Origin of the sequence: Arthrobacter agilis, from assembly GCF_002953615.1 — a bacterium.
GTDB lineage: Bacteria > Actinomycetota > Actinomycetes > Actinomycetales > Micrococcaceae > Arthrobacter_D > Arthrobacter_D agilis_B.
The window spans coordinates 2,089,881-2,101,300 of the sequence record NZ_CP024915.1 but is presented as its reverse complement, the minus strand read 5'-3'; the positions used below and the strand labels follow the sequence as shown (position 1 = coordinate 2,101,300).

The window sequence follows — 11,420 nt, the reverse complement described above, 5'->3', positions numbered from 1 at the left end:
ACGCGGGAAGGGGGTGGGTACGCACTCGCGAGCGTGGTGCCCCGCGCCTGGACGCTGCTCGTCGCGGTCGCGGCGGGCGCCGCACTGGGTCCGGGCAGCGAGGTACCCGCAGCCTGGCGCGAGTACGTCCTCGAGCGGCACGGGATCGATGCACCCCGCCTGATGGGGGACGGTGCGGATACGTGGTGGCGTTCCTGGGAGGTCGGCTACGACCCCGATGATGACCTGGACCGCACGGTGATGGCGACGCGCAAGGCCGTGTTCCCGCTGCACGGATTGGATCCCTGGTTCGACTGATGCGTCGGGTCGCAGGATGCCCGGCGGCGTATATATCGCTAGGGTAGGCGGATGGGTATCGATGATGTTTTCGCTGTCATCGCCGAAGGAACACGCAGGCAGATCCTCAAGAACCTGCGGGACGGCGACAAAGCGGTGGGGGAGCTCGTTGTCGAGCTGCAGGTGAGCCAGCCGACGGTGTCGAAGCACCTGAAGGTCCTGAGGGAAGCGGGACTGGTCACCATGAGGGCGCAGGGCCAGAAGCGGTACTACTCGCTGGATCCGGCGCCGCTCGACCACGTGCGGAACTGGCTCGCCGACTTCGAGGCGTCCGCGACGCAGGCGGGTACGGCCCTCGGGGAACCGGCCGGGGAGGCATCGGCCGACGCGACGCCGGAAGCAGCGACAGATGCGGATGTCGGCGCTGCCGGGGCCGCGGAGATCGCCGAGACCGGGGTGCTGGCTGCAGCGGTGCTCGCCGCCCCGCAGCCTCCGACCGGGGTCGAGGCCGTCCGGCCGCCCATCGGGAGGACCATGGGACGCGCAGCCGAGCGTGCCGCGGATCTGTTGTCGCAGCTGCGGCGGCGTCGCGAATCGTAGGGCCTTCCCACGACGGACGCCTGGGTGACGCACAGTCCTTTCACTTTGGTCACAGGAGCCACTAGAGTTGTTCCTTAGGCGAAAATCCAGACAGCTCAGGACGACACGCCGGAGAGTCCCTCCAGGGGTGTCCTCCCCGATGCCGGTCTCAGGGTGAACAACAGCCTTCGTGCAAAGGAAAAGTGGTGAGATGGCAGACGGGAACAACTTCTCGGATGTGCAGTTCCTGACGGTCGCGGAAGTGGCCGAGCTCATGCGTGTCTCGAAGATGACGGTGTACCGGCTCGTCCATGCCGGTGACCTCCCTGCGGTGCAGTTCGGCCGCTCGTACCGCGTCCCCGAATCGGCGGTCGAGGCCTTCCTCCTCGCCGCGCAGGTCGAGGGCCAGTCCGAGAGCGCCTGAGGCCGGGTCCGCGCGTCCAGTCCGTTGTTCAAACGGATGTACCCTGTTAAGGAGCGTTTTGGGCGGGCCTAGGCCCGCTCGATTTATTGCATCATCCGGGCGACTGCCAGACGGCAGGTGCCGACGTCATGACCAGGGACGGCCTTCCGGCTACGAGCCTGATGCCGCCCTGGCAACAGAACAAGTTTGTGAGGACTCTATGGGTTCAGTTATCAAGAAGCGCCGCAAGCGTATGGCGAAGAAGAAGCACCGCAAGCTGCTTCGCAAGACCCGTCACCAGCGCCGCAACAAGAAGTAGGCAGGCGCCCGGCCACGAGCCGGGGTGTGCAGACCGGCCCGGATCCCCGCCCTCGAGGCGTCGGATCCGGGCCGTCGTCGTTCCCCGGCCCTGCGGATCGCGCAGAAGGCATCGCGCAGAGGGCAGAGCCGGGCCGCGGCGTCAGCGGCCCCGGAAGCGTGAGAAGCCGCGCCACAGGCCGTAGACGGACCCGACGAGCGTGGCGGCGCTGAGGCCGAAGGTGGCCGCACGCCGACCGCTGCGGAAGTCGTAGACGGGCCAGTTGTTGGCGCGTGCATGACGGCGCAGCTTCCTGTCCGGGTTGATCGCGACGGGGTGGCCGACAGCGGTGAGCAGCGGGATGTCGTTGTACGAGTCGCTGTAGCCCCAGCACCGTGCGAGGTCGAGGTGCTCCCTCTCGGCGACCGCCAGGACGGCAGCGGCCTTCGCCGAGCCGTGCAGGAAGTCGCCCACCAGCCGTCCGGTGTAGAGCCCGTCGATGACTTCGGCCACCGTCCCGAGCGCGCCGGTCAGGCCGAGCCGGCTGGAGATGACGGCGGCGACCTCCACGGGCGTGCCGGTCACGAGCCAGACCTGCCGGTTCGAGGAGAGGTGCTGTTCAGCGAGGGCGCGGGCGCCAGGCCAGATCTTCGAGGCGATCATCTCGTCGTAGACCTCCTCGCCGAGGGCCAGGATGTCCTCGTGGGCGATCCCGATCGCGAAGGCGAGGGCGGCCTCGCGCACCGCATCCACGTCGGTCATCGTCTCGCCGCGCATGATGAAGCGCAGCTGCTTCCAGGCCAGTCCAGCCGCGAAACGGAGGGTGAACGCCTTCCGCTGGTACATCTTGCGCGCTACGTGGAACAGGCTCGCGCCCCGCATGAGGGTGTTGTCGACGTCGAAGAACGCGGCCTCGCCCGGAGGCGGCGCCGGAGGCTCTGGGGAGGGCTGCGTGCCCTGGATGGCGTCCGGCATGCTCCGAGTCTAGTTCTTCGCTCCGCGGGCCTGCCCCCGCCAGTACGGTGGAGGCATGGAATCGACCGCTGACGCGCCGGGAAGCGGCGTCGTGCTCCTCACGCGCCCGGACTGCCACCTCTGCGAGGACGCGCGCGCAGTGGTGGACCGTGTGACCAGGGACCTCGGGATCGGCTGGCGGGAACTGTCCGTGACCGATGCCCCGGCACTCGGGCAGCAGTTCGCCGAGGAACTCCCCGTCCTGTTCATCGGTGGGGTGCAGCGTGACTTCTGGTCGATCGACGAGGCGAGGCTGCGCAGGCTGCTGTCCTAGGCCCTCCGGGTGCTGTCAGGGCGTGCCGGTCCGGCTTGGAGGCCCCGCGTCGTCGGCATACAGTGGTTCTACTTCCGCCCCGACGACGCCGGGGGACCAGGAACCACCGCCCGCTCGCGGTGGTGCTAGCAACGGAGCCGATGACAGTGACAACGCCGGACATGCCAGGCCTCCACCCCGTGGGTGATTCGTCACGCCATATCCCGCCCGCCTCGGTGGCCCGCCTGACCATCTATCTGCGGGCCCTCAACTCGCTGCTCGCCGAGGGGATCGAACGCGTGTCCTCCGAGGAGCTCGCGGATGCTGCCGGGGTCAATTCGCCCATGCTGCGCAAGGACCTCTCCTACCTGGGGTCGTACGGCACCCGGGGGGTCGGGTACGAGGTGCAGTACCTGAACCGGCAGATCTCGATCGCCCTCGGGCTGACGCTGGACTGGCGCGTGGCGATCATCGGCGCCGGCAACCTCGGCCGCGCGCTGGCGGGCTACTCCGGCTTCGTCTCGCGCGGCTTCGAGATCGTCGCGATCTTCGACGCCGACCAGCTCGTCGTCGGGTCCGAGGTCGGCTACCTCCGCGTGAGCGCCGTCGACGACCTCGAGGCCGTGCTGGAGCGGACCCGCACCAACATGGCGGTCCTGTCCGTGCCGGGCGCCGTGGCGCAGGAGCTGTGCGACCGCCTGGTGGACGCTGGGATCTCCAGCATCCTCAGCTTCGCGCCCGTGGTGCTCCAGGTGCCGCCGCACGTGCAGCTGCGGAAGGTGGACATGTCCACCGAACTGCAGATCCTCGCCTATCACGCGCAGCGGGCGCAGGAGACGGACCTCGATCCGATCTCCCGCGCCCAGTAGGTATCGCTGCGGAGGTCCCGCTCAGTAGCCGAGCTTCCTCGGTGCGAAGTAGGGCCGCGCGGGCTTCGCGTAGGTCAGGACGACGCCGGCCACGCCGAGGAGCATGACGATCACGCTCAGGGCGAGCGAGAGTCCTGAGGGCTGGACCGCGGCCTGGCCGGTCGCCTCTGCAGCCTGGCCCACGAGCGGGAGGAGGAGGAAACTGCTGAGGACGGACAGGACGTTCAGCCCTGCCAGCACGGTCGCAGTGATCCTCGCCCAGTTGTGGCCCTTCCTGATGAAGACGGCCAGCACGATGTACACGGCGGTGAAGAGGGCCGCGAAGACGATCCCCAGGCCCACGCCGATGGATGCTCCCGGAGCATCCGGCACGGGGGTGGTCAGGCCCGAGACGACGGACGCCACGAGGTAGAGGATGCCCGCCGCCAGGATGAGGTAGTACGCCCGCTGGACCTCCGCGGGTGCGGGACCTTTGTCCGCCGGGCCGGATCCCCCGGCGGGGGGCGTCGGGTAGGCGTAGCTGGAGGGCTGCTGCGCCGACTGGTAGTCGTACCGGCCCCCACCGTCGCCCTGTCCGTAGGCGCCGGGCCGGACGTGTCCGCCCTGGCCGGTACCGCCTGTGCCGGGTGCGCTCCACGGCTGTCCCTCGCCCTGCCTGTTGCCCTGCCCGTTCGGATCGTCCTGTGGCGTGCTCATCGCTGCGTCCTCCGTTGCGGTTCGAATGTCCATCCACCCGCCGGAGCCCCCATGGACGTGCCTTTCGTGGATGCGGTCATCGTCAGCCTAGTTCGTCGGCCGCGGCCGCGGACAGGGGCCGACGGCAACGGCCGACGCCGTCCAGGGGACGACGTCGGCCGTGAGCGTGCTGCCGGCCGGCCCGGCGGCCGGGATGCGGGACTAGACCGTGACGACGGCGGGAGCCACGAAGGCGGCTTCGATGGTGATGGTCACCTTGTCGCCGACGAGGACGCCGCCCGCTTCGAGTGCTGCGTTCCAGGTCAGGCCGAAGTCCTTGCGGGAGATGGTGGTGGAGGCGGAGACGCCTGCGCGGGTCGCGCCGAAGGGGTCCACGGCCACGCCGTTGAACTCGGCGTCGAGGACGACCGCCTTGGTGATCCCGCGGATGGTGAGGTCTCCGTGGATCTCGTAGGTCTCGCCGGAGCCGGTGTGGGAGGTGGAGACGAAGGTCATCTCGGGGAACTGCTCGACGTCGAAGAAGTCGGCGCCCTTGACGTGCCCGTCGCGGTTCTCGTCGCCCGAGGTGAACGACGCGGTCCTGATGGTCGCCGTGATGCTGGAATCCTCGAGGGAGGATCCGACGGTGAGGGACGCATCGACGTCCTTGAACGAGCCGCGGACCTTGCTGATACCGGCGTGGCGGACGCTGAATCCGACCTCGCTGTGGGCGGGATCGAAGGACCAGGTGCCGGAGGTGAGGCCTGAGGGGACAGTCATGATGAACTCCTGAGAAGTGGTGGTGGCGACGCTTACAGTGGATAGAAGCATGCGTATGCATGTTTTATTTCACAAATCGGTGGAATGTTCAAGTAAATGTACCGGTGTCCACTGCGCCCCGATTGGCCGTCGTGCGTGGACATGCGGGAAACTGGACCCATGCAGCGAGCAACCGTCCACCTGGTGCGCCACGGTGAGGTCCATAATCCCGAGGGCGTCCTCTACGGGAGGCTTCCGGAGTTCCACCTCTCCGAACTGGGCCGCCAGATGGCCCTGCAGGTGACGGGTCACTTCGAGCAGCGCCGCGACGAGGGTGCCGACATCGTCCACCTCGTGGCCTCCCCCCTGACGCGGGCCCAGGAGACCGCGCGCCCCCTCGCCGAGGCGCTGGGCCTGGAGATCGCCACGGATGAGCGCATCATCGAGGCCGAGAACCGCTTCGAGGGGATGTCGAGGATCAAGAGCAGGCTCCGCCAGCCGAGGTACTGGCCCCTGCTCGTCAATCCGTTCCGGCCGTCCTGGGGGGAGCCCTACGCCGAGCAGGCGGCGCGGGTGATGCTCGGGGTGCACGACGCCCGCCGCCGCGCCCTCGAACTCGCGGAGGGCGGAGGGGCGGACCGTCCCGCCGAGGCGATCCTCGTCAGCCACCAGCTGCCCATCTGGGTGACACGGCTCGCCGCCGAGCATCGCCGGCTCTGGCACGACCCGCGCCAGCGCGAGTGCACCCTCACGTCCGTCACGTCGCTCGACTTCGAGGGGGACTCCGTCCGCCGCGTGCGCTACGCCGAGCCCTGCGCCGACCTGCTGCCCGGTGCGGCGAATGTCCCCGGGGCGTAATAGAATTACTACACGTCGTAGAAATCATCGGAAGAAGCTGTGACACCAACCGCCCGTCCCCCGAAGCGCCGCCTCCTGCTCGAACTGGGCATGGCGCTCGCCGTCGTGCTGCCGGTTTCCCTGGTGGTCACCTCCTGTGCCGCCGAGGACCCGCTCGCACAGCAGGCCGCGGCCGGTGACGGCAAGAACTACATCGCAGGGGACGGCTCCGTCACGGAGTACGCGGCCGCGGACCGCGGTGAGCCCGTCGAGGTCTCCGGCACCCTGTTCGACGGGACGGACGTCTCGAGCGCCGACTGGGACGGCCAGGTCACCGTGCTCAACTTCTGGTACGCCGCCTGCGCACCCTGCCGGGAGGAGGCTGCGGACCTCGTCTCGCTCCACGACGAGTACGCGCCGCAGGGCGCAGCGTTCTACGGCGTCAACATCCGCGACGAGCAGGCCACCGCAGAGGCGTTCGAGCGCAGCTTCGGCATCCCCTACGCGAGCTTCGATGACAAGGACGGGGGAGTGCTGCTCGGCATGACCCAGTACGTCCCGCCGCAGGCCGTCCCCACGACGATCGTCCTCGACCGGGAGGGGCGGGTGTCCGCCCGGATCCTCGGACTGGCCGACCGCGGTACCCTCAAGGCCCTGATCCATGATGCCCTCGCCGAGTAGCGCGCCCGCCGCGTCCCGTCCATGACGGTGGCCACGGCCGGACACGTTCCCCTCGCCGCGGGGAACGCCTTCGCCGACGCCGTGCTCAACGGCTCCATGCTCCTCGCCCTGCCGGTCGCGCTCCTGGCCGGTCTGGTGTCCTTCGCCTCCCCCTGCGTCCTGCCGCTGGTCCCCGGGTACCTCGGGTACGTCACGGGCCTGACCGGCGTCGACCTCGAGAAGCAGAAGAGGGGACGGATGCTGGCCGGGATCGGGCTCTTCGTGCTCGGCTTCTCGGTCGTCTTCATGGCCTACGGGACCCTGTTCGGGCAGTTGGGCGCCTTCCTGAGGGTGTCCCAGGGGTGGCTCATCCAGGTGTTCGGCGTCGTCGTGATCCTGCTGGGCGTCGTGTTCATGGGCGGTCTCTCCTGGTTCCAGCGCGAGAGCCGCGTCCATGCGAAGGTACCCGCCGGCCTCCTGGGGGCACCCCTGCTGGGTGTGACCTTCGGGCTCGGCTGGGCGCCGTGCATCGGCCCCACGCTCGGTGCGGTGCAACTCCTGGCGATCTCCGGGAACGACGCGACGGCACTCAAGGGCGCGGTCCTCACGTTCGTCTACTGCCTGGGCCTGGGCCTTCCGTTCCTGCTGATCGCACTCGGCGTACGCCGCGGCATGGGGGCCCTCGCCTTCTTCCGGAAGCACCGGCTCCTGCTGCAGCGGGCCGGGGGCGGACTCCTGGTGCTCGTGGGCGTCCTCATGGTGACCGGCATCTGGAACTTCTGGATCACCCAGCTGCAGGACCTCCTGATCGGCAACGTGGTCCTGCCGATCTGACCACCGGTGGCATCCGCCGGACACGCACGCGAACAATCGACATCATTCGGAAAGGGCACAGTGAAGCAGGACGTCTCACAGGATACGAGGGACACGGCAGGCGCCCCGGGCGCCAGGGCCGACGTCGTCCTGCCCTCACTCGGCGTCTTCGGCACCCTGCGGTGGGCGTGGACGCAGCTGACCAGCATGCGCACGGCGTTGTTCCTGCTGCTCCTGCTCGCCGTGGCGGCCGTTCCCGGCTCGCTGTTCCCCCAGCGCCCGGCGAACCCCGCCGTCGTCACGCAGTACATCCAGGACAACCCGGACACCGGGCCCGTGCTGGACTGGTTCCAGCTGTTCGACGTCTACTCGTCCGTCTGGTTCTCGGCGATCTACCTCCTGCTCTTCATCTCGCTCATCGGCTGCGTGGTGCCCCGGGCGATCGCGCATCTTCGAGCCGTGCGCTCCACGCCGCCACGTACGCCCAAGCGGCTCTCCCGCCTGCCCGTGTACGGCACGCTCGAGGTTCCTGCCGACCGGGCGCGTGATGCCGGCCTCACGCCGTCGTCCGCCGCCGAGCAGGCCGCCGCGGTCCTGCGGAAGCGCGGCTACCGCGTCGACGTGCGCGATGCCGGGACCGACCGCCCCTCCGTCGGCGCCGAACGCGGCCTCGCCAAGGAGCTCGGCAACCTCGTCTTCCACACCTCGCTCATCGGCGTCCTGGTGTCGGTCGCCGTCGGCGGGCTCTTCGGCTACAACGGCCAGAAGGTGATCGTCGAGGGCGACAGCTTCGTGAACACCCTGATCGGCTACGACAGCTTCAGCCCGGGCTCCAACTTCTCCGACGACCAGCTGGAGCCGTACTCGATCCGGCTCGACTCGTTCGACGTGCGCTTCGACCGCGAGCAGGAGAGCCACTACGGCCAGCCGCTCGACTTCACGGCGAACGTCACCACGCAGGACGGACCGGGCGAGGACGAGGCGCAGCAGGTCCTCAAGGTCAACGCGCCGATCACCATCGGCGGCACCAACGTCTACCTGGTCGGCAACGGCTACGCGCCCGTCGTCACCGTGCGTGACGGCGAGGGGAACATCGCCCAGCAGGGCCCCGTCGTCTCGGTCCCGTCTGACGGCCTCTACACCTCGCTGATCGTCATCAAGGCCCCGGACGCGAAGCCGGACCAGCTCGGCTTCGTCGGATTCTTCCTGCCCACCGCCTTCGTGGACGAGAAGGGAGTCTCCTTCTCGCGGGACCCGGACCCCTTCAACCCGCAGCTGAACCTGAACTCCTACTACGGGGACCTAGGGCTCGACGACGGGACGCCCGAGAACGTCTACGTGCTGGACACCGAGAACCTCACCGAGCTCAACAGCCGCAACAACGACGACGGCGGGATCGTGCTCGGCGTCGGACAGACGTACGACCTGCCCGAGGGCAAGGGTTCCGTCACCTTCGACGGGCTCAAGCGCTATGTCGCCCTCGACATCCATCACGATCCCGGCGAGCTGGGCGCACTGGTCTTCTCGACACTCGCGTTGCTCGGACTCTCGGCGTCCCTGTTCATCGGGCGCCGCAGGCTCTGGGTGCGCACCGGCGAGCACCCGGACGGGCGCCTCATGGTCGAGTACGGGCTGCTGGCACGCGGTGAGGACCACCGCCTGCCGGCGGAAGGCGCAGCCGTCGAGAAGCTGCTGGCGGATCGCTTCTTGGTCCCCACCGGCAGCGCGGGGGACCATAGTCATCAGGACGCCGCACCGGCCGGCACGGGGCAGTCGCACACCAACGCAAAGGACAAGTCATGACACCACCAGTCAATGCCGAGCTCGGGCAGATCAGTGAGCTCTTCATGCTGCTGGCCTCGATCGCCTACGTGGTGGCCCTGGTCTTCTTCGTGCTCGACCTCGTGAAGTCGAGCTCCACGATCGGCAGCCTCGAGACGCGGCTCGCGGACGAGCAGGCGGCGCCGGCCCGGTCCCTCGCGGGCGTGGGCGCACGAGGCGGGAGTTCGACGGCTGCAGCGGCAGGGTCACCGGCGACGGCGGACGCCTCGATGGACTACGGGTCGGGGCCCCGGCGCCGCTCAGCGCGCATCGCCGTCTCGCTGACGGTGCTGGCCGCCGTCGTCCACGGCGCCGCCGTCCTCACCCGGGCGATCGCCGCGCACCGTGTCCCCTGGGGCAACATGTACGAGTTCTGCACCACGGGTGCCTTCCTCGTCGCCGCCATCTTCCTCATCACGCTCACCCGCAAGGATCTGCGTTTCGTCGGTTCCTTCGTGGTGGGACTCGTGGTCATCATGCTCTGCGCCGCCACCGTGGGCTTCCCCACGCCGGTGGCCCGCCTGATCCCCGCCCTGCAGAGCTACTGGCTGATCGTGCACGTCTCCATCGCCGTGGCGTCCTCGGCGCTGTTCACCATCACGTTCGCCATGTCCGTGCTGCAGCTCCTGCAGACCTCCCGCGAGGCCAAACTCCTCGCCGGCAAGGCGGACACCGCGCGGTTCCTCCGCCTCGTACCCTCGGCGCTGAGCCTCGAGAACCTGTCCTACCGGCTCAACGCCGTCGCGTTCGTCGGCTGGACCTTCACCCTCATGGCGGGTGCCATCTGGGCCGAGCAGGCATGGGGCCGCTACTGGGGCTGGGACACCAAGGAGGTCTGGACGTTCGTGATCTGGACCGTCTACGCCGGCTACCTCCACGCCCGTGCCACGCGTGGCTGGACGGGCACGCGTGCCGCCTGGCTGTCGATCGTCGGGTACCTCTGCATCGTCTTCAACTTCACGATCGTGAACATCTACTTCTCGGGGCTCCACAGCTACTCGGGAGTGTAGGCGCGGGCCGCGTATCGGCCGGTCGGAACGGGAGAGCCCCGCGGTGGATGCCGCGGGGCTCTCGCGTGTCCGGGAGCGCCCCCTCCGGCGGGGGTACAAGCAGGGAGCATGGCGTGCGGCCGGGGTGTCCGTCGGTCGCGCCGTCGGTCCTGCCCGAAGGGCGGCTTCGGTTTCCGCCCACTGATGAGGTCCGATCCGCGGGCATGATCGACCATGCCCACCGGCCGGTCGCGATCAGTGGGTGCTACGGGATCGGGCGCATGGGACGGTCCTCCCTGCCATGCGACGCGTCGGACCTGCCCAGCGGCCGCCCGCGATCAGTGGGTGCCAGGGCTTTCGGCAGCGCCGCAGGGGCCCGGCAGGCGGACGCAGGGTGTCAGGGGTGGTGGGCTCCCGCGGAACCGGACCCGGCGTCGTCGTTGCCTTCGCCGTCGTGCTTGTCGTCCTTCGGGGGAGTGTCCCGGCCGGCCTCGCCGGCCTTGGCCTCGCGTTCCTTCTGCTCCTGCTCGCGGCGGCGGCGCTCCTGCTCGCGGGCGCGCTGGCGGCGCTGCGCTTCGAGATTCTGGAGGAAGGCCGGATCGTCGTCCGGCGCGGTGGGCGTGCGGGGAGCCGGACGCCGCGGACCGGAGGGACCCTCGCTGCGAGGACGTCCGAACAGGAACCACATCCCGGCCCCGATGAGCGGCAGGATGAGGATGGTCACGAACCACGCCGTCTTCGAGATGCTCCGCACCTCGTGTTTTCGGCTCATGACGCAGTCGATCAGTGCATAGATGACGACGGCGACCCCCAGGATCGCGGCGAAGAGCAGGAGGCGGGGCATGCGCCAATTGTAGGCGAGTAAACTTGGAGCGTGGCCTTCCTCAAATTCACCGCCCTGCGCCTGCTGCTGATCGTCGTGTTCTACGTGGCGTGCGTGCTGCTGGGCCTCGGATTGTTCCTGTCGGCGGTGGTGGCCGCGATCCTCGCCTGGTGCGTGACGTACCTGTTCTTCCGCACCCTCCGGGACGCCGCCGCCGCCACCCTGCAGCGGCGTTTCACGCCCGGCGCGCCGCCCGTGCGGTCCGCGGTCGAGCTCGACGACGCAGCGGCCGAGGACGCACTGGATCCCAACACCCCGGTCAATGCGGACCGGAAGCCGCGCGGCACCGCT

15 protein-coding genes and 1 pseudogene are annotated in these 11,420 nt (G+C 69.1%); 12 read left to right on the top strand and 4 right to left on the bottom strand.

The genetic code is table 11. From position 1 onward, the window contains the following. The 4 genes and pseudogenes from CVO76_RS10270 to CVO76_RS10255 form a co-directional block, all read left to right on the top strand. Positions 1-297 (top strand): annotated as a pseudogene (locus CVO76_RS10270) (acetoin utilization protein AcuC); the annotation flags it as partial. A gap of 51 nt (positions 298-348) precedes the next feature. Then, positions 349-876: an ArsR/SmtB family transcription factor gene (locus tag CVO76_RS10265; protein ID WP_133081166.1), complete on the top strand. Its 528-nt coding sequence runs from the start codon at positions 349-351 to the stop codon at positions 874-876. Positions 877-1,066: 190 nt separating this feature from the next. Next, positions 1,067-1,279 carry a helix-turn-helix domain-containing protein gene (locus CVO76_RS10260; protein ID WP_133081165.1) on the top strand — a complete coding sequence of 71 codons (213 nt, stop codon included), beginning with the start codon at positions 1,067-1,069 and terminating at the stop codon, positions 1,277-1,279. Positions 1,280-1,478: 199 nt separating this feature from the next. Next, entirely contained in the window at positions 1,479-1,577 is a 99-nt protein-coding gene (locus tag CVO76_RS10255) for a 30S ribosomal protein bS22 (RefSeq protein ID WP_003792170.1), read from the top strand. 141 nt (positions 1,578-1,718) lie between these two features. On the opposite strand, the gene CVO76_RS10250 is transcribed toward CVO76_RS10255, so the two are convergent. Continuing rightward, on the bottom strand, positions 1,719-2,531 hold the full coding sequence (locus CVO76_RS10250; RefSeq protein ID WP_133081164.1) for an HAD family hydrolase: 813 nt from the start codon (positions 2,529-2,531) through the stop codon (positions 1,719-1,721). Positions 2,532-2,586: 55 nt separating this feature from the next. Between CVO76_RS10250 and CVO76_RS10245 the strand changes: the two genes are divergently transcribed. Then, the gene (locus CVO76_RS10245; RefSeq protein WP_133081163.1) at positions 2,587-2,844 is read left to right on the top strand and encodes a glutaredoxin family protein; all 258 of its coding nucleotides are present in this window, start codon (positions 2,587-2,589) and stop codon (positions 2,842-2,844) included. A 140-nt stretch (positions 2,845-2,984) separates the two neighbouring features. Beyond that, the gene (locus CVO76_RS10240; protein WP_133081162.1) at positions 2,985-3,692 is read left to right on the top strand and encodes a redox-sensing transcriptional repressor Rex; all 708 of its coding nucleotides are present in this window, start codon (positions 2,985-2,987) and stop codon (positions 3,690-3,692) included. Between the two features lie 21 nt (positions 3,693-3,713). Here the strand turns inward: CVO76_RS10240 and CVO76_RS10235 are convergent, their stop codons facing one another. After that, positions 3,714-4,388: a hypothetical protein gene (locus tag CVO76_RS10235; protein WP_208739163.1), complete on the bottom strand. Its 675-nt coding sequence runs from the start codon at positions 4,386-4,388 to the stop codon at positions 3,714-3,716. Positions 4,389-4,589: 201 nt separating this feature from the next. Further along, complete coding sequence (locus CVO76_RS10230; protein WP_133081160.1) at positions 4,590-5,147, bottom strand: YceI family protein; 558 nt, start codon at positions 5,145-5,147, stop codon at positions 4,590-4,592. Positions 5,148-5,306: 159 nt separating this feature from the next. On the opposite strand from CVO76_RS10230, the gene CVO76_RS10225 reads away from it, so the two are divergent. The 5 genes from CVO76_RS10225 to ccsB all read left to right on the top strand — a co-directional run bounded on the left by CVO76_RS10225 (position 5,307) and on the right by ccsB (position 10,267). Then, positions 5,307-5,984, top strand: coding sequence for a histidine phosphatase family protein (locus CVO76_RS10225; RefSeq protein WP_208739162.1), 678 nt, complete (start codon positions 5,307-5,309; stop codon positions 5,982-5,984). Positions 5,985-6,074: 90 nt separating this feature from the next. Then, positions 6,075-6,644 carry a TlpA family protein disulfide reductase gene (locus tag CVO76_RS10220; RefSeq protein WP_133081570.1) on the top strand — a complete coding sequence of 190 codons (570 nt, stop codon included), beginning with the start codon at positions 6,075-6,077 and terminating at the stop codon, positions 6,642-6,644. 21 nt (positions 6,645-6,665) lie between these two features. Next, positions 6,666-7,457: a cytochrome c biogenesis CcdA family protein gene (locus CVO76_RS10215; RefSeq protein WP_244185877.1), complete on the top strand. Its 792-nt coding sequence runs from the start codon at positions 6,666-6,668 to the stop codon at positions 7,455-7,457. A gap of 60 nt (positions 7,458-7,517) precedes the next feature. Beyond that, on the top strand, positions 7,518-9,239 hold the full coding sequence (resB, locus tag CVO76_RS10210) for a cytochrome c biogenesis protein ResB (protein WP_244185875.1): 1,722 nt from the start codon (positions 7,518-7,520) through the stop codon (positions 9,237-9,239). Next, the gene (gene ccsB / locus CVO76_RS10205; protein WP_208739161.1) at positions 9,236-10,267 is read left to right on the top strand and encodes a c-type cytochrome biogenesis protein CcsB; all 1,032 of its coding nucleotides are present in this window, start codon (positions 9,236-9,238) and stop codon (positions 10,265-10,267) included. Before resB ends, ccsB begins: the two co-directional genes overlap by 4 nt. 376 nt (positions 10,268-10,643) lie before the next feature. On the opposite strand, the gene CVO76_RS10200 is transcribed toward ccsB, so the two are convergent. Continuing rightward, entirely contained in the window at positions 10,644-11,090 is a 447-nt protein-coding gene (locus CVO76_RS10200) for a PLD nuclease N-terminal domain-containing protein (protein ID WP_208739160.1), read from the bottom strand. 30 nt (positions 11,091-11,120) lie between these two features. Between CVO76_RS10200 and CVO76_RS10195 the strand changes: the two genes are divergently transcribed. Continuing rightward, positions 11,121-11,420 (top strand): DUF4229 domain-containing protein (locus CVO76_RS10195; RefSeq protein WP_208739159.1); only part of this gene is annotated, 300 nt, incomplete at its 3' end.